Annotated in this window: 14 protein-coding genes; 5 read left to right on the top strand and 9 right to left on the bottom strand. The window is 71.5% G+C overall.

All coding sequences use genetic code 11. The annotated features are described in order from the left end of the window. Positions 1-58 precede the first annotated feature (58 nt). Positions 59-1,606, top strand: coding sequence for an MFS transporter (locus ACIRPP_RS29400; protein WP_403648961.1), 1,548 nt, complete (start codon positions 59-61; stop codon positions 1,604-1,606). 386 nt (positions 1,607-1,992) lie between these two features. Here ACIRPP_RS29400 and ACIRPP_RS29395 read toward each other — a convergent pair whose 3' ends face one another. The 3 genes from ACIRPP_RS29395 to ACIRPP_RS29385 form a co-directional block, all read right to left on the bottom strand. Further along, positions 1,993-2,904 (bottom strand): ADP-ribosylglycohydrolase family protein, encoded by a 912-nt coding sequence (locus ACIRPP_RS29395; RefSeq protein ID WP_403648958.1) that lies wholly within the window; start codon positions 2,902-2,904, stop codon positions 1,993-1,995. 12 nt (positions 2,905-2,916) lie between these two features. Further along, positions 2,917-3,576 (bottom strand): histidine phosphatase family protein, encoded by a 660-nt coding sequence (locus ACIRPP_RS29390; protein WP_164333158.1) that lies wholly within the window; start codon positions 3,574-3,576, stop codon positions 2,917-2,919. Between the two features lie 129 nt (positions 3,577-3,705). Next, positions 3,706-4,311, bottom strand: a complete 606-nt coding sequence (locus ACIRPP_RS29385; protein ID WP_403648955.1) for a YdbC family protein — start codon at positions 4,309-4,311, stop codon at positions 3,706-3,708. A gap of 165 nt (positions 4,312-4,476) precedes the next feature. Here ACIRPP_RS29385 and ACIRPP_RS29380 point away from each other — a divergent pair, with 165 nt between their 5' ends. After that, positions 4,477-5,007, top strand: coding sequence for a TerD family protein (locus ACIRPP_RS29380; RefSeq protein WP_403648951.1), 531 nt, complete (start codon positions 4,477-4,479; stop codon positions 5,005-5,007). Positions 5,008-5,143: 136 nt separating this feature from the next. Here the strand turns inward: ACIRPP_RS29380 and ACIRPP_RS29375 are convergent, their stop codons facing one another. Both ACIRPP_RS29375 and nrdR read right to left on the bottom strand, forming a co-directional pair. Next, on the bottom strand, positions 5,144-8,044 hold the full coding sequence (locus ACIRPP_RS29375) for a vitamin B12-dependent ribonucleotide reductase (RefSeq protein WP_403648948.1): 2,901 nt from the start codon (positions 8,042-8,044) through the stop codon (positions 5,144-5,146). A gap of 167 nt (positions 8,045-8,211) precedes the next feature. Next, entirely contained in the window at positions 8,212-8,787 is a 576-nt protein-coding gene (nrdR, locus tag ACIRPP_RS29370) for a transcriptional regulator NrdR (RefSeq protein WP_403648945.1), read from the bottom strand. Between the two features lie 606 nt (positions 8,788-9,393). Here nrdR and lexA point away from each other — a divergent pair. Next, positions 9,394-10,173, top strand: coding sequence for a transcriptional repressor LexA (gene lexA / locus ACIRPP_RS29365; protein WP_164333153.1), 780 nt, complete (start codon positions 9,394-9,396; stop codon positions 10,171-10,173). 230 nt (positions 10,174-10,403) lie between these two features. Here the strand turns inward: lexA and ACIRPP_RS29360 are convergent, their stop codons facing one another. Further along, a complete protein-coding gene (locus tag ACIRPP_RS29360; RefSeq protein ID WP_403648942.1) occupies positions 10,404-12,476 on the bottom strand; it encodes an ATP-dependent DNA helicase in 2,073 nt (690 codons plus the stop codon). Positions 12,477-12,838: 362 nt separating this feature from the next. Between ACIRPP_RS29360 and ACIRPP_RS29355 the strand changes: the two genes are divergently transcribed. Then, positions 12,839-14,059: a trypsin-like serine peptidase gene (locus ACIRPP_RS29355; protein ID WP_403648939.1), complete on the top strand. Its 1,221-nt coding sequence runs from the start codon at positions 12,839-12,841 to the stop codon at positions 14,057-14,059. A gap of 185 nt (positions 14,060-14,244) precedes the next feature. Beyond that, positions 14,245-15,456, top strand: coding sequence for a trypsin-like serine peptidase (locus tag ACIRPP_RS29350; protein WP_403648935.1), 1,212 nt, complete (start codon positions 14,245-14,247; stop codon positions 15,454-15,456). 79 nt (positions 15,457-15,535) lie between these two features. On the opposite strand, the gene hflX is transcribed toward ACIRPP_RS29350, so the two are convergent. The 3 genes from hflX to ACIRPP_RS29335 all read right to left on the bottom strand — a co-directional run bounded on the left by hflX (position 15,536) and on the right by ACIRPP_RS29335 (position 21,234). Beyond that, positions 15,536-17,029: a GTPase HflX gene (gene hflX, locus ACIRPP_RS29345; RefSeq protein ID WP_403648932.1), complete on the bottom strand. Its 1,494-nt coding sequence runs from the start codon at positions 17,027-17,029 to the stop codon at positions 15,536-15,538. 224 nt (positions 17,030-17,253) lie between these two features. Then, the gene (locus ACIRPP_RS29340; protein ID WP_403648929.1) at positions 17,254-18,774 is read right to left on the bottom strand and encodes a M1 family metallopeptidase; all 1,521 of its coding nucleotides are present in this window, start codon (positions 18,772-18,774) and stop codon (positions 17,254-17,256) included. Between the two features lie 297 nt (positions 18,775-19,071). Beyond that, a complete protein-coding gene (locus ACIRPP_RS29335; protein ID WP_403648926.1) occupies positions 19,072-21,234 on the bottom strand; it encodes a RelA/SpoT family protein in 2,163 nt (720 codons plus the stop codon). Between the last annotated feature and the right edge of the window lie 107 nt (positions 21,235-21,341).

The following is a 21,341-nucleotide window of genomic DNA, read 5'->3' as shown; positions in this document are numbered from 1 at the left end:
ACGGTTGAACTCAACAGTGAACGCAAGCGTTCACTGAACCACGTGTGGGGGACCCATAGTGACAACCTCTCCATTGCTCCAGGACCGGAAGCCGGGTGCGGCCCGCCGGGGCGGACACCCCGGCATCGCGCTCACCGTCATCGCGGCCTGCCAATTGATGGTGGTACTCGATGTGACGATTGTGAACATCGCGCTGCCGCACATCCAGACCGCGCTCGAATTCAGCACCACCGATCTGACCTGGGTGGTCAGCGCCTACACACTCACCTTCGGCGGCCTGCTGCTGCTCGGCGGCCGGGCGGGGGACATCCTGGGCCGCCGCCGCGTCTTCATGACCGGCATCCTGCTGTTCACCTTCGCCTCCCTGCTCGGCGGGCTCGCCCAGGAGCCCTGGCAGCTGCTGGTCGCCCGCGTCCTCCAGGGTGCGGGCGGTGCCATCGCCTCGCCCACCGCGCTGGCGCTCGTCACCACCACCTTTCCCGAGGGGCCGGAGCGAAACCGGGCCTTCGGCGTCTTCGCCGCCGTCTCCGCCGGCGGCGGTGCCATCGGCCTGCTCGCCGGCGGCATGCTGACCGAGTGGCTCGACTGGCGGTGGGTGCTGTTCGTCAACGTGCCGATCGGTGTGCTGATCGCCGTGCTTGCGCCGCTGTACATCAACGAATCGGAACGCCAGACCGGCCGCTTCGACATCCCCGGCGCCGTCACCTCGACCGCCGGTATGGCCTCGCTCGTCTACGGCTTCATCCGGGCGGCCGACGAGGGCTGGCAGGACGGCCTGACGATCGGCTCCTTCGTCGTGGCCGGCATCCTGCTGGTGGCCTTCGCGCTCATCGAGTCCCGGGCCAGGGAACCGATCACCCCGCTGCGGATGTTCGCCGACCGCAACCGCTCGGGCACGTATGTGATCATGCTCAGCCTCTCCGCGGCGATGTTCGGCATGTTCTTCTACATCGTGCTCTTCGTCCAGAACGTGCTCGGCTACAGCCCGATCGCAGCCGGCCTGGCCTTCCTGCCGGTCACCGTGGTGATCGCGGTCGGGGCGGGACTGTCGCAGCGCTTCCTGCCCTTGTTCGGGCCCAAGCCGTTCATGCTCGTCGGGTCGACGCTGGCGGCGCTCGGGCTGGCCTGGCTGACCCTGATCACCTCCGACAGCTCCTACGCCGGCGGCATCCTCGGACCGATGCTCGTCTTCGGCCTCGGTATGGGCCTGAACTTCGTGACCCTGACGCTCACCGCGGTCTCGGGTGTGGCCCAGCACGAGGCGGGAGCGGCATCCGGACTGCTCAACGCCACTCAGCAGGTGGGCGGTTCCGTCGGCCTGGCCCTCCTCACGACGGTGTTCGGCACGGCGAGCCGGGACGAGGCGAAAGAGCAGATTCCGCGCTTCCTCGCCGAGGCGACGCCGGAACAGCAGGCGGAGTTCGCCCGGACGCAGCAGCTTCCGGCGCCCTGGGGCCACGAAGTGCTCAGCCAGGGCATCTCGGCGGCCTTCGTGCCCGCCGCGGCGATGGCCGTGCTGGCCCTGGCCACCGCATGGTTCGTCATCCGCGTCCGCAGGAGCGACCTGGAGGCCCTGTCCGGGTCGGCCGGGCCAGGCATCGGCTGATACGCCCCCGCCACGAGCCGCCGGGCCCGGCAGGTCCCCGGCCTCCCTCACGGAGGCCGGCGGGCCGCCGGGTCCGCCGCGTCGCACCGGATGCCCGGACCATCGCACGCCGCCGGGAACGGCCGACGGACCGAGCGGGGCGTGCACGGCGTGCGAGGCGGGCGGGGCATGTGAGGCATATGGGGCGTGGGGGGCGTCGGGGGCGTCGGGGGCGGGCAGAGCATGCGCGACGTGCCGGGCGTGCGCCACACCGAACAGCATCTCCACCACCCCGGAATCCCCCGTACCCGTCACCGTCGTCCGCCCCCGTCCACACGATGCGTACGGCGGCGGCTGTCCCCACAACGTCCGGCCGGTCACACAGAGTTCCCGGCGGGTACGGAGTGTCAGGAGGTCGCGATGTGCAGCCAGTCCGGCAGCGCCTCGGCGTGGTCCGCCCATTCGGCCGGCGGTGCTCCCGCCTTCCCGGCGGCGACCACACCGCCCACGATGGCGCACGTGGTGTCGACGTCGCCGCCGACCTGCGCGGTCGTCCAGAACGCCTGCTCGTAGTCGCCCAGGGAACGGGCGGCCGACCAGAGCGCGAAGGGCACCGTGTCGTGGGCCGTCGTGCGCCGGCCGCAGCCGAGGACGGCGGCGACGGTGGCCGCGTCGTCGTAGTCGAGCATGTCCCGGGCGCGGCGCAGCCCCGCGCCGACCGCACTGCGGGCCGGCACCAGCCCGATCACCCCGTCCAGCAGGGCCTGCGCTCCCGGCGGCGCTCCAGCCCCGGAGACGAGGGCCGCCGCGGCGGCGACCGCCATGGCGCCGACCACGGCCTCCCGGTGCTGGTGGGTCGGGTAGGCGGAGATCTCCGCCTGGTGGGTGGCCTGCTCCGGGTCGTCCGCGTACCAGGCGCCCAGCGGGGCGATCCGCATCGCGGCGCCGTTGCCCCAGGAGCCGTGACCGTTGAACAGCGCGGCGGCCGGCTCACGCCAGTCGGCACCCTCGCGGACCAGGCGCAGCAGCCGGCTCGCCGTCCGGCCGTAGTCCCGGTCGGCGTCGTGCCGCGCGGCGAAGGAGTGGGCCAGGGCGTCCTGGTCGATCCGCTGGTGCGAGGCGAGGACGGCGACGACGGAGCAGGCCATCTCGGTGTCGTCGGTCCACCGCCAGGGGGCCGGCGGCAGGGTCCGGCTCTTGAGCAGGGGGTAGTTCGCCGGCACGGAGAACTGAGCGCCCAGTGCGTCTCCGACCGACAGTCCGCGCAGGCTGGCGAGGGTGCGCTCCAGGCGCACGGCGGGAGAGGAGTCAGCGGTCATCGCCCAGCCACCCTATCCGGTGATCCCGTACGGCTCGGGGTCCCGCCACCGTTCAAAGGGCCGGTCGAGGGTGTACTTGCCGTTCTCCCCCAGAACGAGCATGCGCATCTCCGCGTTCCCCGGGTTGGACAGCGACTCGAACTCCGCCACCGTCCAGTGGAACCAGCGCATGCAGAACAGCCGCATCGCCAGGCCGTGTGTCACGATCAGCACGTTCGGCGGGTGCTGCGGGTCCTCGAAGCTGCGGAACAGGCTCTCCAGGAAGCCGCCGACCCGGTCGTAGACGTCGGCCCCGGACTCGCCCTGGGCGAAGCGGTAGTAGAAGTGGCCGTAGGCGTCCCGGTAGGCCTTCTGCAGGCGCACGTCGTCGCGGTTCTGCCAGTTGCCCCAGTCCTGCTCGCGCAGCCGGGGCTCCTCCCGCACGCGTATGAGTGCCGGGTCGAGCCCGAAGTTCTGCAGGGTCTGGTGGGTGCGCCGGTACGGGGAGACGTACACGCTGACCCGCTCGCCGTCGAAGACGTCGCGCAAGCGCTTACCCGTCTCCTGCGCCTGGCGCCGGCCCTTCTCGGTGAGGGCCAGCGCGTGGTCGGGTTCGCGCTCGTAGACGGAGTCGTCAGCATTGCCCGTTGATTCACCGTGCCGGACGAGGACGATGCGCCGTGGTCGTGCCATGCTCAAGACCCTAGATCGGGTGACTTCCGGGCGAGCACCCGAGTGACCTCATACCGCGCAGGTCACACACTTCCTGCACGACGGATCACACCCGCCCGCGCCCCCGGGGCGTCCGGAACGCCCCGGACGTCACACCGTCCAGGTCGGCTCCATGTCCACGACATCCCCGGTCAGGGCGGCCACGTCCGCCTCCGTCTGCGCCCGCAGGGCGAGCCGCTCCACCCGCTCGGTGCGGTACTTGCCGTGCTCGGCGGCCGAGCGCCACATCGACAGCACCAGGAACTCGTTGCCGGGCGCCTCACCGAACATGCCGCGGATCATGCCGGGCGATCCCGCCATGGCCGGGTTCCACACCTTCTCCTGCATCAGCACGTAGTGCTCCGCCCGCTCCTCATGGACGCGGCACAGCGCCACGCGCAACAGGTCGGCGTCCGTGAAGCGCGGTTCGAAGCCGGTCTTCACGTCGAAGCGGTAGTCGAAGAGTCTGACCTGGGCGTCCTTGAACGTGCCCGACTGGGCCGTGGCGAGCCGGTCGTGGGAGCGCGCCATGAAGGAGTCGTAGAAGGCACGGCTCTCCCAGAAGGAGAACACGTGCGCCACATCCGGTCGAACCCGGCTCCAGCCTCCGCCCTGCCCGCGAAATCCCGGCTCCCCCAGAAGCCCCGCCCACTTCCGCTGCCCCCGCTCGAACCCGCGGCGGTCCACCACGGTGCAGCGAATCCACTTGACCAGCACCGCGCCATGGTAAGGCCCGCGCGCGTGGCCTTGGTCACGCTCGTACGGACTGGTGACGGGCACGCGCACCGCCCTGCGTGGCAGGATGGACAACCCACCGCGCCCGCCCGGCGGTTGGGACGGCGTTCTGGTCGGCGGGCGGACGGTCACGGGGAAGGGAGACCGGTGAGCAGCCTCAACAAGGGCCACGGCAGGATCGAGATCTCACTGAAGTGGGACCCCAGTCCGTCGGGGGAGCCCGCCACGGACCTGGACATCATCGCCGCCCCCTACCCAGCCGGTGATCCGTACGGCGATCCGGCCTACGTGGTGCACCCCGACAGCCGCTCTCCCGACGGCACCATCACCGTCGACCGGGACAGCACGGACGGCCAGGGTCTCGGCTACGACGAGATCATGACCGTGGAACTGGACCGGGTGCACGAGCAGTACGCGCGGGTCGTCGTCGGCATCGTGATCCAGCAGCAGAGCCGCCGGACCTTCGCCCGGGTGATCCGTCCCGGCCTGCGTATCCGCGAGGGGTACACCGTGCTCGCCGAGACCGATTTCTCGGGCGTACCCGACGCCACGGCGGCCGTGGTCGCCGAGTTCCGCCGGGAGGGCACCGGCCCCTGGGTGGCGGACTTCGCCCTCCGTGGGTTCGACGAGGACCCCGTGGCCTTCGCCCGCGTCATGGGAGCGGCCCGCAGGCCATGACCATGGCCGCGGACGGGCTGTGACCAAGCCCGCGGGTCCGCCTCGACGGAGCCCGTGTCCACGCCGAGGGGCGGTGGAGCCGTGTCATCGGCTCCACCGCCCCTTTCGGTCGGTCACGCCTCAGCGGCGCCCGACGTCAGCTGCAGCCGCTGGTCGAGCCGCAGCCCTCGCAGATGTAGCAGGAACCGGCGCGCTGCATCTTCGTGCCGCAGGAGAAGCACAGCGGGGCGTCGGCCTGGATGCCCAGCTGCATCTCCACCAGCTCGGCGCTGGTGTGGGCCTGCTGCGGGGCCGGCTTGGCCGCCTCGGCCTCGGCCTTCGGCAGGGCGACCGACTTCAGCTCCTGGGCGCGGGGGGCCGACTGGGCCAGACCTTCGACGTCGACCTCGTCGTCGTCGAGGGACTGCTCGTAGGACCCCGTCTCCAGGTGGCGCTGGCGCTCCTCGGCGGAGTGGATGCCGAGCGCGGAGCGCGTCTCGAAGGGCAGGAAGTCCAGCGCCAGGCGGCGGAAGATGTAGTCGACGATCGACTGCGCCATCCGCACGTCCGGGTCGTCCGTCATACCGGCCGGCTCGAAGCGCATGTTGGTGAACTTCGAGACGTACGTCTCCAGCGGCACGCCGTACTGGAGACCGACGGAGACCGCGATGGAGAAGGCGTCCATCATGCCCGCGAGGGTCGAGCCCTGCTTGGACATCTTCAGGAAGACCTCACCGAGACCGTCGTCCGGGTAGGAATTGGCGGTCATGTAGCCCTCGGCGCCACCCACGGTGAACGACGTGGTGATGCCGGGGCGGCCCTTCGGCAGCCGCTTGCGGACCGGGCGGTACTCGACCACCTTCTCGACCGCGGCACGGATCGTGTCCTCGGTCTTCTCGGTGATCTCCGCCTTCTCCGCCTCCTTGGTCTTGGCCGAGAGCGGCTGGCCGACCTTGCAGTTGTCGCGGTAGATCGCGAGCGCCTTGACGCCCAGCTTCCAGGCCTCGTAGTAGATCTCCTCGACCTCTTCGACGGTCGCCGACTCCGGCATGTTGACCGTCTTGGAGATGGCGCCGGAGATCCACGGCTGGATCGCGGCCATCATGCGGACGTGGCCCATCGGGGAGATGGCACGCTCGCCCATGGCGCAGTCGAACACCTCGTAGTGCTCCTGCTTGAGACCGGGGGCGTCGATCACATTGCCGTTGTCGGCGATGTGGGCGACGATCGCCTCGATCTGCTCCTCCTGGTAGCCCAGGCGGCGCAGGGCCTGCGGCACGGTGCCGTTGACGATCTGCATCGAGCCGCCGCCGACCAGCTTCTTGAACTTGACCAGCGCGAGGTCCGGCTCGACACCGGTGGTGTCGCAGGACATCGCCAGGCCGATGGTGCCGGTCGGGGCGAGCACGGACGCCTGCGAGTTGCGGAAGCCGTTCTTCTCGCCGAGGCGCAGGACGTCCTGCCAGGCCTCGGTCGCGGCGGCCCACACCGGGGTGTCCAGGTCGTCCATGCGGACGGCGGTGCCGTTGGCGTCGGAGTGCTGCTTCATGACGCGCTTGTGGGCGTCCGCGTTGCGGGCGTAGCCGTCGTAGGGGCCGACGACCGCGGCGAGTTCGGCGGAGCGCCGGTAGGCGGTGCCGGTCATCAGGGAGGTGATGGAGCCGGCGAGGGAGCGGCCGCCGTCGGAGTCGTAGGCGTGGCCGGTGGCCATCAGCAGGGCGCCGAGGTTGGCGTAGCCGATGCCGAGCTGACGGAACGCGCGCGTGTTCTCGCCGATCTTCCGGGTCGGGAAGTCGGCGAAGCAGATCGAGATGTCCATCGCGGTGATGACCAGCTCGACGACCTTCTGGAAGCGCTCGGTCTCGAAGGACTGGTTGCCCTTGCCGTCGTCCTTGAGGAACTTCATCAGGTTCAGCGAGGCGAGGTTGCAGGACGTGTTGTCCAGGTGCATGTACTCGCTGCACGGGTTCGACGCGGTGATCCGGCCGGACTCGGGGCAGGTGTGCCAGTTGTTGATCGTGTCGTCGTACTGGATGCCGGGGTCGGCGCAGGCCCAGGCGGCTTCAGCGATCTTGCGGAAGAGCGCCTTGGCGTCGACGTCCTCGATGACCTCACCGGTCATCCGGGCGCGGAGGCCGAAGCGGCCGCCCGCCTCGACGGCCTTCATGAACTCGTCGTTCACGCGGACCGAGTTGTTGGCGTTCTGGTACTGGACGGACGTGATGTCGTCGCCGCCCAGGTCCATGTCGAAGCCGGCGTCCCGCAGGACGCGGATCTTCTCCTCCTCCTTGACCTTGGTCTCGATGAAGTCCTCGATGTCCGGGTGGTCCACGTCGAGGACGACCATCTTGGCGGCGCGGCGGGTGGCGCCACCGGACTTGATGGTGCCGGCGGAGGCGTCGGCGCCGCGCATGAAGGAGACCGGCCCGGAGGCGTTGCCGCCGGAGGACAGCAGTTCCTTGGAGGAACGGATCCGGGAGAGGTTCAGGCCGGCGCCGGAGCCGCCCTTGAAGATCATGCCCTCTTCCTTGTACCAGTCGAGGATCGACTCCATGGAGTCGTCGACGGACAGGATGAAGCAGGCGGACACCTGCTGGGGCTGCGGCGTGCCCACGTTGAACCAGACGGGGCTGTTGAAGCTGAAGATCTGGTGCAGGAGGGCGTAGGCCAGTTCGTGCTCGAAGATCTCCGCGTCGGCGGGCGAGGCGAAGTACTTGTGGTCCTCGCCGGCCTTCCGGTACGTCTTCACGATGCGGTCGATCAGCTGCTTGAGGCTGGTCTCGCGCTGCGGGGTGCCCACGGCCCCGCGGAAGTACTTGCTGGTGACGATGTTGACCGCGTTCACCGACCAGAAGTCGGGGAACTCCACGCCGCGCTGCTCGAAGTTCACCGAGCCGTCGCGCCAGTTGGTCATCACGACGTCACGGCGCTCCCAGGCCACCTCGTCGTAGGGGTGGACGCCGGGGGTGGTGTGAACGCGCTCGACCCGCAGCCCCTTGCTGGTCTTCGCGTTCTTGGCGCGGGAACTCCGTGCCGGACCGCTCGCCGTCTCTGTCATGCCGCCTCCCTGTACGGGCGAAAACGCCCTGAAGTGCCCCGATGTTCCCGTGGCACGGTGTTCTGTCTGGTGCTGCGGGCACCACTCGCCTCGCCCGCAACCGGTTCTTCTCCCCCGCCGCCGACCGGCCGGTCCCCGGGGCCGACGTCCCGGGCCCGGCCCTGCCGTCAGCCGGTGGCGTGGGCGGGCCGGGGGACCTCGCCGGTCCCGCCGGACCCGCTGTCGTCTTCCTGGCTCCCCGTGACCGCTCCCTCGCGGTCACCGCCGTCCCCGCCGTCCCCGCCGTCCCCGGCGGGATGTTCCGCCTGCCTGAGTTCCGCGATCGCCGCCTCGAAGTCCTCGAGCGAGTCGAAGGCCCGGTAGACGGAGGCGAACCGCAGGTAGGCGACGAGGTCGAGCTCCTGCAACGGGCCGAGTATGGCCAGTCCCACGTCGTGGGTGGTCAGCTCGGCGCTTCCGGTGGCGCGCACCGCCTCCTCGACCCGCTGGCCGAGCTGGGCCAGCGCGTCCTCGGTGACCGGCCGTCCCTGGCACGCCTTGCGCACGCCGTTGATGACCTTGGTGCGGCTGAAGGGTTCGGTGACCCCGGACCGCTTGACCACCATGAGCGAGCACGTCTCCACGGTCGTGAAACGACGGGAGCAGTCGGGGCACTGGCGGCGCCTGCGGATGGACGTGCCGTCGTCCGTCGTACGGCTGTCGACGACACGGCTGTCGGGGTGCCTGCAGAAGGGGCAGTGCATGAAATCCCAACCCTCCTCACAGCAGACACAATGGCCTCGCCGGGCCACTCGGGCCCCACGAAGCGACTCCAGCATAGGCGATCTCCGAGGCTCCGAAGACCCGGGGGACCACAACTTCTGGGCCGCTGGAGCAATCCAACCACTAGATGTGGGGATTGGCTCATACATACACGCCGTGCACGCGTTTCGCCTTCCGCCCCCACGGCAGCACACGTGTGCCCCTTGTCGCGCTCCGCACACGGGGGAACGCGGCGCGGTCCCCCGGAGGAGGGGCCGTGCGATTTCTGAAGGTGTCGTGGGATCCCTGGAGGGCTCGTGCGGCTCCTGGAGAGACTCGTGCGACTCCTGAAGAGAGAGGGGCCCGCTCCCCGGGCGGCGGGGGGCCAGATGGCAGACTGGGGCCACGCCGGGCGGGACGGGGTCACCACCTGGGCGGTGAGAGTACAACAATGATCCCGTTTGTCCGACAGGCAGCGCGGCAGCCAATACACCTCGACCCGAAATCGCGTGCCACAATTCGCGATTTTTCACTCGAACGTGTGTTTGGCGCAACCTTTCGAAAGCAACTACCGTTGTGCTGCAGGGAGACCATCGAGAGGGGCCGACGTGACCACCACCGCAGACAGTGCCACCATCACTGCCCAGGACCGCCCCCAGGGCCGGCCCGAGCCGGTGCATGTGATGAACGAAGCCGCGAATCCCGAGACGCACAAGCGCTCCCTGCCGGGCCGGCCTCCCGGCATCCGGGCGGACAGCTCCGGGCTCACCGACCGCCAGCGCCGGGTCATCGAAGTCATCAGGGACTCCGTGCAGCGGCGCGGCTATCCGCCGTCCATGCGTGAGATCGGCCAGGCGGTCGGCCTCTCCAGCACCTCCTCCGTGGCCCATCAGCTGATGGCCCTGGAGCGCAAGGGCTTCCTGCGCCGCGACCCGCACCGCCCCCGCGCCTACGAGGTGCGCGGCTCCGACCAGGCGGCCTCCGTCCAGCCCACGGACACCACCGGCAAGCCGGCCGCGTCCTACGTGCCGCTGGTCGGACGCATCGCCGCCGGTGGACCGATCCTCGCCGAGGAGTCCGTCGAGGACGTGTTCCCCCTCCCCCGGCAGCTCGTCGGCGACGGTGAACTGTTCGTCCTCAAGGTCGTCGGTGACTCGATGATCGAGGCCGCCATCTGTGACGGCGACTGGGTCACGGTCCGACGCCAGCCCGTGGCGGAGAACGGCGACATCGTCGCCGCCATGCTCGACGGCGAGGCCACCGTCAAGCGCTTCAAGCGCGAGGACGGCCACGTCTGGCTGCTGCCGCACAACGCGGCGTACGAGCCGATCCCCGGCGACGACGCGACCATCCTCGGCAAGGTGGTGGCCGTTCTCCGGCGCGTCTGAGCCTGCGCGGGGCCCGGCCGGCGTCATCGCCGCCGCCCCGCCCCCGACCGGGCCCCGGGACCCCTGCGCCGGTTCCGGGGTCCTGCTCTGTCCCGGCTCCCCGGCTTCCATCCCAGGTGCACCGTCGGCGTTCGACGACCAGGCCCCCGCCCGGGCCGACCCCGGTGCCGGAACGTCCCTTGATCGCGGGTTAGCCTGTCGCGGGCCCGCGACAGGCTAACCCGCGATCACTACGCCTCGGTCCCCGCCTCCGGGGCCGCGCCCGGCTCCGTACCCGTCTCCGCCTCGGTCCGCCGAGCGGCCGCGTCGATCGCGGCCAGCGACTTCCTGACCTGATGACGGTCCGGGGTGTACCAGAAGTCGGGCAGTGACGCCTTCAGATAGCTCCCGTAGCGCGCCGTCGCCAGCCGCTGGTCCAGCACCGCCACGACACCCCGGTCCCCCGAGGCCCGGACGAGGCGGCCCGCGCCCTGGGCCATCAGCAGCGCGGCGTGCGTCGCCGCCACCGCCATGAAGCCGTTGCCGCCCGCCTCCTCCACGGCCTTCTGCCGGGCGCTCATCAAGGGGTCGTCCGGCCGCGGGAAGGGGATCTTGTCCATCACCACGAGCTGGCAGCTCGGCCCCGGCACATCGACCCCCTGCCACAGCGACAGCGTGCCGAAGAGACAGGTCCGGGGGTCGGCCGCAAAGTTCTTGATCAGCTCGCCGAGCGTCTCCTCGCCCTGGAGGAGGATGGGGAACTCGGGGATTCGGGACCGCAGCTCCTCGGCGGCGAGCTGGGCGGCCCGCATCGAGGAGAACAGCCCGAGGGTGCGGCCACCCGCCGCCTGGATCAGCTCGGTGAGCTCGTCGAGCATGTCGGCGCGGTCGCCGTCACGGGCCGGGCGCGCCAGGTGCCGGGCGACGTACAGGATGCCCTGCCGCGGATAGTCGAACGGCGAGCCGACGTCGACGCCCTTCCACTCCGGCAGGTCGTCGCCGGTACTGCCCTCGGGGCCGAGGCCCAGCGAGGCCGCCACGCCGTTGAAGTCGCCCCCCAGTTTCAGGGTCGCGGAGGTGAGGATCACCGAGCGGTCCGTGAAGAGCTTCTCCCGCAGCAGCCCGGAGACGGACATCGGCGCGACGCGCAGGGAGGCACCGGCCTGGCGGTAGGAGCTGCCGCCGCGCGGCTCGTGGCGCTCGTACCAGACGACGTCCCATTCGGACCCGTTGGTGATGCGCTCCGCGACGTCGTGCACGCTCTCCACCGAGGCCAGGGCCTGCTTGCGGACCGCGTCCTCGTCCTGCACGGACTTGTCCCGGGTGCCGCCGATCGCGGAGATCACCGTCCGGCAGGCGTCGCGCAGCGCCATCAGCGCGTAGCCGAGGTCCTCGGGGATCTCCTCCAGCCGGCCCGGGAGTGCCAGTTCCATCAGCCGCTCGAAGCCCTCGGCGGCGGTCTGGAGCTGGTCGGCAGCCTTCTCGTTGACCAGCTTCGCGGCGCGGCGCACGGCACGGTTCACCTGGCCCGGGGTGAGCTCACCGGTGGCCACGCCGGTCACCCGGGACACCAGTTCGTGGGCCTCGTCGACGATCAGCACCTCGTGCTGCGGCAGGACCGGGGCGCCCTCGATCGCGTCGATCGCGAGGAGGGCGTGGTTGGTGACGACGACCTCGGCCAGTTTGGCGCGCTCCCGGGCCATCTCGGCGAAGCACTCCGCCCCGTAGGCGCACTTGGTGGCGCCCAGGCACTCCCGGGACGACACCGACACCTGGGACCAGGCCCGGTCGGACACGCCGGGGGTGAGGTCGTCGCGGTCGCCGGTCTCCGTGTCGTCGGACCAGTCGCGCAGCCGCAGCAGGTCCTGCCCCAGTCTGCTGGTCGGGGCGGCGGCCTCGAACTGGTCGAAGAGTCCCTCCTCCTCGTCCTGCGGCATGCCCTCGTGGAGCCGGTGCAGGCAGAGGTAGTTCGACCGGCCCTTGAGCATGGCGAACTCGGGGCGGCGGCGCAGCAGCGGGTGCAGTGCCTCCACCGTGCGCGGCAGGTCCCGCTCCACGAGCTGCCGCTGGAGGGCCAGGGTGGCCGTGGCCACGACCACTCTCCCCCAGCCCTCGGCCGACGGGATCCCCATCCCGTGCGCGAGCGCGGGCACCAGGTAGCCGAGTGACTTACCGGTGCCGGTGCCGGCCTGGACCAGCAGATGGGAGTTGTCGTCGATCGCCTCGGCGACGGATTCGGCCATGGTCACCTGGCCGGGGCGCTCCGTGCCGCCGACGGCGGTGACGGCGGCATGCAGGAGTTCGGGGAGTGAGGGCTTCGTCATAGCGCGACCACCCTACGGCCCGGCACTGACAAACGGGCGGTCACGCCCGTGCCGAGCGGTGCGGTCACGTCGACGGCTGCCACCCCGGCCCCGGCACGACGGCACCGCGGCCTGCCCGGTCCGGGTGCGGACGTCGCCCACGGCCTGCCCACGTTCCAGCCCGTGACCGCCCCGGGGATCACGGGTTGCCCCAAGATCCTTGCCGTGACGGAACCGTTGCCGTTCCGTCGGAAGTCCCCCACAGCAACCGCATAGTGTGTGGTGCCGTCCCAGGACCGTCGGTCCGGCCGGGGCCCGTCCGGGTCCGGGGCCGGGCACACGGCCTGCGCGCCACGTTCGTCCACACCAGGGGGAATCAGATCATGCGATCCATACGGCCGTCGTCCACCGTCCGCGGAGGGGGGAGGCCGCGCCGCAGAACCTCCCCCGTCCTGTCCGCGGTGGCGCTCGCGGCGGCGCTCGTCCTCACCGCCACCGCCTGCGACTCGGGGGACGCGGACGCGAGCGCCGAGCCCTCGGCGACCGCCGCGTCGGACGACGGCAAGCTGCGGATCCCGGACGACATCCGGGACCGGCTGAAGGAACACGGGATCGACGTCGACAAGTGGCGGGACGGCGCCTGGAAGGACTGGAGCAAGGACGACTGGCTGCGCGAGGCCAACGACTTCATCAACCCGATCATCGAGGACCTCTGGGACCCGGACCGCATGCGGGACGCGGAGGAGCCCGACCAGGGGGTCGACGAGGGCGACCTCGACGGTGACCAGGGCGTGACCGACCCGACGCCGCAGCCGGTGCAGGCGGAGGCCGTGCCGCCGTCCTACCACGCCAACGCCCCCACGGCGGGCAAGGTCTTCTTCGACTCCCCCGAGGGCACGATGGTGTGCTCGGCGACGGTGGTCAAGGACCCGGCCAACCCGGGCAAGTCCAACATGGTGTGGACCGCCGGCCACTGCGTGCACGCCGGCAAGAAGGGCGGCTGGTACCGCAACATCGCGTTCGTGCCGTCCTACAACGACGCGGGCATGCCGACCAAGGAGCTGGAGGGCGCCGCCAAGGAGGAGGTCGCCCCGTACGGCGTCTGGTGGGGCGACTGGGCCCAGACCTCGGACCAGTGGATCGAGCAGGGCGGCTCCACGGGTGGTGACGGTGCCGCGCACGACTTCGCCGTGATCCATGTGACGCCGGAGAAGGGCGGCAACGGCAAGTCGCTGGAGGAGACGGTCGGTTCGGCGCTGCCGGTGGACTTCAAGGCCCCCGCGGTGCCGCAGATGAAGAGCGTGACCGCGATCGGCTACCCGGCCGCGCCGCCGTACGACGGCCAGACGCTGTACCGCTGCCAGGACCGGCCGGGACGGCTGTCCATCGAGGCGTCGGACCCGACGATGTACCGCATCGGGTGCAGCATGACCGCCGGTTCGTCCGGTGGCGGCTGGGTCGCGACCGGTTCGGACGGCAAGCCCGCGCTGGTGTCCAACACCTCCATCGGCCCGGTGACGTCCGGCTGGCTGGCCGGTCCGCGGCTGGGTGATGAGGCCAAGGGCATCTACGACGCGGTCAGCGAGAAGTTCGCCGGGCAGTGACCCGGCTGCCGTGCCCGCGTGCCGCGGCGCACGCGGGCACGGCAGGTACGGGCGGTACGGCGCGCGCGGCGCACTGAGCCCGCGCGCGCCCGGCCCGCTCCGGCGGACGCACCGGCGGCCCGCCGGCCCGGGCACCGCACGCATCGGCACGGCATTCATCGGTCTCAACGGGGGGTCCACGCATCATGAGTTCATTCCGTATGTCCGCGTTCCGGGGGCCGGGGCGCCGGCGCACCGTCCTGGCCGCCGCCGGGCTGGTCGCCGCTCTGGCCCTGACGGCGACCGCGTGCGGCGGCTCGTCCGGCGACGAGGCGGGCGGCAGGGCCGGTCCGGGCGCGTCCCGGGCGGCGGACGACGCCGACGGCAAGGTGTCCCTCCCGTCCGACCTCACGGACCGGCTCAAGGAGCACGGCATCGACGTCGACCGGTGGAGGGACGGCGGCTGGCAGGACTGGGACCGGGACAAGTGGTTCAGTGAGGCCGAGGACTTCGTCAACCCGGTGATCGAGGGCCTGTGGGAGCCGGAGCGGATGCGCGCGGCGGAGGAGGCGGACAAGACCGTCTCGACCCAGGACGCCCGGGCCGCCGAGGGCGTCAGTGACCCGGAGCCCGCGCCGGTCCGGGCGCAGGCCGAGAAGACGCCGTACCACGATCACGCGGCCCCCGTGGGCAAGGTCTTCTTCGACACCCCCGACGGCCCGAGCGTCTGCTCCGGGACGGTCGTCAAGGACGTCAACCACCCGGGCAAGTCGAATCTGGTGTGGACGGCAGGACACTGTGTGCACGCCGGCGCCGACGGCGGCTGGTACCGCAACCTGGTCTTCGTCCCGGCCTACAACGACCTGGGGAAGTCCGAGAGCGAGCTGAGCGGCGCGAATCCGTCCGAGATCGCCCCCTACGGCAACTGGTGGGCCGACTGGGCCGCGACCTCCAACGGCTGGATCCAGGGCGGATCGGAGTCGGGCGGCGCCGGCGCGCCGTACGACTACGCCGTGCTGCACGTACAGCCGGAACAGGGCGGCAAGTCCCTGGAGGAGACCGTCGGCGCCGCCCTGGAGGTGGACTTCTCCGCGCCGTCGGCCGCCGCGGCGGGCAGCATGGGGGCGTGGGGCTACCCGGCCGCGCCGCCCTACAACGGCCTGCGGATGTTCAAGTGCCTGGACGCACCGGGCCGGTTCTCCCTCGCCGCGAACCTGCCGACGATGTACCGGATCGGCTGCACCATGACCGGCGGTTCCTCGGGCGGCGGATGGTTCCGGGTCCGTGACGGCCGGACGGTGCTGGTCTCCAACACCTCGATCGGCCCGACCGACAACACCTGGCTGGCGGGACCGCAGCTCGGCCGGGACGCCGAGGCGCTGTACCAGAGCATGAGCCGGACCCACGGCGGCAGCTGATCCGCACCGCCGGCCCCTGACACGGCGAAGGCCCGCTCCCCGCAGGACGGGGAGCGGGCCTTCGCGTGTGCCCGGTGGGTCAGCCGGCCGGAGCCGGCACGTACGGCGTGAGTTCGGCCGCGAGCTCCTCGTGCACCCGCAGCTTGAGCAGGGTGCCCTCCGGGGTGTGCTCCTCGGAGATCACCTCGCCCTCGTCGTGGGCGCGGGCCACCAGCTTGCCGTGCGTGTACGGCACGAGCGCCTCGATCTCCACCGAGGGGCGGGGCAGCTCGGTGTCGATGAGCGCCAGCAGCTGCTCGATGCCCTGGCCGGTGCGGGCCGAGACGGCGATGGAGCGCTTCTCCACCCGCAGCAGCCGCTGGAGCGTGAGCGGGTCGGCGGCGTCCGCCTTGTTGATCACGACGATCTCGGGCACGTCGGTGGCTCCGACGTCACGGATCACCTCGCGCACGGCCGCCAGCTGCTCCTCCGGAGCGGGGTGCGCACCGTCCACCACGTGCAGGATCAGATCGGACTCGCCGACCTCCTCCATCGTGGAGCGGAACGCCTCGACCAGGTGGTGGGGCAGGTGCCGGACGAAGCCGACGGTGTCGGCCAGCGTGTACAGCCGTCCGCTCGGAGTCTCGGCCCGGCGCACGGTCGGGTCGAGCGTCGCGAACAGCTGGTTCTCCACCAGCACGCCCGCTCCGGTGAGACGGTTGAGCAGGGAGGACTTGCCCGCGTTGGTGTAGCCGGCGATGGCGACCGAGGGCACCTTGTGGCGCTTGCGTTCCTGCCGCTTGATCTCGCGGCCGGTCTTCATCTCCGCGATCTCCCGGCGCATCTTCGCCATCTTCTCGCGGATGCGGCGCCGGTCCGTCTCGATCTTGGTCTCACCGGGACCACGGGTGGCGAGGCCGCCGCCCTTGCCGCCGCCCATCTGGCGGGACAGCGACTGACCCCAGCCGCGCAGCCGCGGCAGCATGTACTGCATCTGCGCGAGCGAGACCTGCGCCTTGCCCTCCCGGGACTTGGCGTGCTGGGCGAAGATGTCGAGGATGAGCGCCGTGCGGTCGATGACCTTGACCTTGACGACGTCCTCGAGGTGGATGAGCTGGCCGGGGCTGAGCTCACCGTCGCAGATGACGGTGTCCGCGCCCGTCTCGAGCACGACGTCGCGCAGTTCCTCGGCCTTGCCCGAACCGATGTAGGTGGACGCGTCGGGCTTGTCGCGGCGCTGGATCACACCGTCGAGCACGAGAGCGCCCGCCGTCTCGGCGAGGGCGGCGAGTTCCGCGAGGGAGTTCTCCGCCTCCCGTGCGGTGCCCGTGGTCCACACACCGACGAGCACGACCCGCTCCAGGCGGAGCTGCCGGTACTCGACCTCGGTGACGTCCTCGAGCTCGGTGGACAGGCCCGCGACACGGCGCAGGGCCGCACGCTCGGTGCGGTCGAACTGGTCGCCGTCCCGCTCTCCGTCGATCTCGAAGCTCCAGGCGACGTCCTCTTCCATCAGGGCATCGGCCCGAAGACCCTCGGGGTGGCTGTGCGCGAGGCGCTGGGTGTCCTGGGAAGGGGATGAAGAGGAGGTCATTGGATCCTTACGTAGATGGGAAACCGTCTGCGGCGACGCCCTGGCCCCCGGCTGCCGGCCGGGCGCTCCGGCTGCGGAGTCGCGTGCACGGAATCTGGTCCGTCACTGTCCACAACGCACGAGTACCCCGGGAGATTCCCCGGTGTGCCGTGCCGTGCCGACGCGACGATGGTCGCACGGCACGGCCCGTCTCGTCACCGTGTTATTGCCCGCTTCCGGCCCACTCAATGCGCGGGAGCGGCGGCCCGTGTGCCGGACGTCCAGTCCGGGTGTCCGGGCATGCGCGGCGTCTTCTCGCCGTACAGCCAGGGGTGCAGGAACGCGCTGAGGTCGCGTCCGGCGGTCTCGGAGGCGAGCCGGACGAAGTCCGCCGTCGTGGCGTTGCCGTCCCGGTGACGGGTAACCCACGCGCGCTGCAGGCGGTCGAAGTCCCCGTGCCCGATCTCCTGCCGCAGCGCGTACAGCACGAGCGCGGCCCCCGCGTAGACGTTGGGCCGGAAGATGCTGATCTTCCGGCCGGGGTCGGGGACGTCGGGTTCGGCGGGCGGCCCGCCGGCCGCGCGCCAGCGGTCGGAGGCCTCGTAGGCGGCCTTCATGCCGGCCTCCAGGGAGCGGCCCGCCTTCTCCTCCGCGTACAGGGCCTCGTACCAGGTCGCGTGGCCCTCGCTGAGCCAGAGGTCCGACCAGGTGCCGGGGCTGACGCTGTTGCCGAACCACTGGTGGGCCAGCTCGTGCACCATGATCGACTCCACGTACCACTCCGGGTACGCCGGGTCGGTGAAGAGTTCCCGCTCGAAGAGGGAGAGCGTCTGGGTCTCGAGGGCGAAGCCGGTGGAGGCGTCGGCCAGGAGCAGCCCGTACGTCTCGAAGGGGTAACGCCCGACTTTGTCCTCCATCCAGGAGATCTGGCCGGGCGTCTTGGCCAGCCAGGGTTCCAGCTTCTCGCGGTGCCCGGCCGGCACCACGTCCCGCACGGGCAGTCCGTGCGGACCGGCGCGGTGGACCACGCTGGACCGGCCGATGGACACCTGGGCGAGTTCGGTGGCCATGGGGTGCTGGGTCCGGTACGTCCAGGTGGTGGCACCGCGGGCGCGGTCGACGCGGGTGCGCAGTCCGTTGGCGACGGCGGTGTGGCCGTCGGGGGCGGTGATCCGGAAGGTGAACATCGCCTTGTCGGACGGGTGGTCGTTGCAGGGGAACACCAGGTGTGCGGCGTCGGCCTGGTTGGCCATCGCGAGACCGTCGGCCGTGCGGATCCAGCCGCCTTCGCGGTCCTCGGGGCTCACCGGATCGCTGGTGTGCCGCACGGTGATGCGCGTCCACTCGCCCCGGTCCAGTTCGTCCTCCGGGGTGATCACCAGATCCTCGCCCGCGCCGGTGAAGGCGGCGGGTTCGCCGTCGACCTCCACGGACTGGACGGTTCCGTGGGCGAAGTCGAGGTTGATCCGGTCCAGTTCGGCGGTGGTCCAGGCGTCGATGGTGGTGACGGCGCGCAGGGGTACGTCGTTGCTGCCGGAGTAGTCGAGCCGCAGGTCGTACGACGCCACGTCGTAGCCGGGGTTGCCCAGGTGCGGGAAGAGGCGGTCGCCGACGCCCAGCGGGGTGGCGGGGGCGCTCGCGGCGACCAGGCAGACGGAGACGGCCGAGGCGAGCAGCGCGGCGGCCGCACGCCTCCGGCGGGCGCGCGGGACGGCGGTGGGGAGGGCGCGGCCGTGGGTGGCCCGGCCGGCGGGAGTGAGCGGCATGCCCCACGGCTATCAGCGCGGGCCCGGGCCGCGGCGACGGCGCGCTTCCGGCGCACCCGATCGGGTGCGCCGGGGGTCGGTCCGTACGCCGGGTGCGGGAGCCCGCCGGCGGGTCCCGGGCGCAGGCGTCCGCCGCACGTCACTGCGGTTGGCACGGCAGGTGCCGGGCGGGCCCTCACGCGCGCCCAGGTCCTCACGCGCGACCGGTCCTCACGCGTGAGAGGCCGCTACGCGAGCCAGGTGCGCAACGCCCGGCCCCCCGCGCACGCGGGGCGCCGGCTGCGGGCGTGGGCCGGGTCAGGCGCCGGAGGTCTGCGGCTGGGCGCGGCTCACGTCGTAGACCCCGGCGACCTTGCGCATGGCGCGCATCAGGGCGGGCAGGTGGGCGGCGTCCGGGAGTTGCACGGTGTACGTGTGCCGTACCTGCTGCTGGGTCGGGGGCTCGACGGTCGCGGAGACGATCTCGGCGCCTTCGACCGCCATGGCCTCGGTGAGGTCGGCGAGCAGGTGGGGCCGGACGAACGATTCGGCGACCAGGGTGACCCGGCATTCGGCGCCTTCGCCCCAGCGCACACCGACCTCTTCCCGGTCCGCTGCCTTCATGCGGGCCACGGCGGCGCACCCGGCCCGGTGCACGGTGACCACGCCGCCGCGTACGGCGAACCCCGTGACCTCGTCCGGTGGGACCGGCGTACAGCAGCGGGCGAGCCGTACGGCCGCTCCGGGGCGGTCGGCCAGGACCTGGGCGTGGGAGGCGGCGGGGCGGTCCGGTACTGCCCGGGACGAGGGAGCCGCGGCGGGCCCGTCGGCCGCGGGGCGGGAGGGCACCGCCGGGGTCCCGGTCGTCTCCTCCTGGGCCGGGTGGGCGGTCAGCCACCGCTGGATGGCGATCCGCGCGGCGGGGGTGTGGGCGTGGTCCAGCCACTCCCGGGAGGGTTCGGAGGCGGGGTCCTGACCCATGAGGAGCTGCACCGTGTCGCCGTCCTTCAGCACGGTGCTGAGCGTGGCCAGGCGCCCGTTGACCCGGGCGCCGATGCAGGCGTGCGCGTCCTCGCCGTACTGCGCGTACGCAGCGTCCACGCAGCTGGCGCCCTCGGGGAGGCCGAGCGTGCCGCCGTCGGGCCGGAAGACGGTGATCTCGCGGTCCTGGGAGAGGTCCTCGCGCAGGGTGGACCAGAAGGTGTCGGGGTCGGGGGCCGCCCGCTGCCAGTCGAGCAGGCGGGACAGCCAGCCAGGTCGGGTGGGGTCCGCGCGTTCGCCGTCCGGCGCGGACAGTTCCTCGGGGGGCGCGGCGTAGGGGTTGCCGAGGGCGACGACCCCGGCCTCGGCCACCTTGTGCATCTGGTGCGTGCGGATGAGGACTTCGACGACCTGTCCGTCCTCGCGCGCCACAGCGGTGTGCAGCGACTGGTAGAGGTTGAACTTGGGGACGGCGATGAAGTCCTTGAACTCCGAGACCACGGGGGTCATGCAGGTGTGCAGTTCGCCCAGGACGCCGTAGCAGTCGGCGTCCTCGCCGACCAGGACCAGCACGCGGCCGAAGTCGGCGCCGCGCAGCCGCCCCCGTTTGCGGGACACGCGGTGCACGGAGAGGAAGTGGCGTGGCCGGATCAGCACTTCGGCGGTGATGTCGGCCTCGCGGAGGACCGTGCGGACGTCGTCGGCGACCTCGGCGAGCGGGTCGTCGCCGCGGTCCGCGTTGCGGAGGATCAGCTCGCGGGTGTGCTCGTACTCCCCGGGGTGGAGGATCGCGAAGACCAGGTCCTCGAGTTCCGTCTTCAGGGCCTGGACGCCGAGCCGCTCGGCGAGCGGGATGAGGACGTCCCGGGTCACCTTGGCGATGCGCTCCTGCTTCGCCGGGCGCATCACGCCGAGGGTGCGCATGTTGTGCAGCCGGTCGGCGAGTTTGATCGACATCACGCGCACGTCGTTGCCCGTGGCGACCAGCATCTTGCGGAAGGTCTCCGGCTCGGCCGCGGCGCCGTAGTCGACCTTCTCGAGTTTGGTGACGCCGTCGACGAGGTAGCTGACCTCCTCGCCGAACTCCTCGAGCACCTGGTCAAGGGTCACCTCGGTGTCCTCGACGGTGTCGTGCAGCAGTGAGGCCGTCAACGTGGTGGTCTCGGCGCCGAGTTCGGCGAGGATGAGGGTCACCGCGAGCGGATGGGTGATGTACGGCTCGCCGCTCTTGCGCATCTGGCCGCGGTGCGAGGACTCGGCCAGGAGATAGGCGCGGCGCAGTGGTTCGAGGTCGGCGTCGGGGTGGTGCGCGCGGTGGGCCTCGACGACGTGGCCGATGGCGTCGGGCAGCCGGTCCCGGGCGGCGGGGCCGAGGAGGGCGGCGCGGCCGAGCCGGCGCAGATCGAGCCGGGGGCGGGCCTTCCTGCGTGGTCCCGCCGGTGTGTCGTGCCCCGCTGTCGCACGACCCGGCGTCGCGGGATTGACGGCCTCCGCATTCATGGGCACCTCCGGCTGCATGGACCGGCGGACGGGGCGCCCCAGGGCGGACTCGGGCTCGGGAGACGCTGTGCGTCCTCCCGTCCGGGCCGGTGCTTGATGCTACCGAC

The organism is Streptomyces sp. NPDC101219 (assembly GCF_044767675.1).
GTDB lineage: Bacteria > Actinomycetota > Actinomycetes > Streptomycetales > Streptomycetaceae > Streptomyces.
Note: the sequence above shows the minus strand (reverse complement) of the source record. Positions and strands in the feature narration are given on the sequence as shown.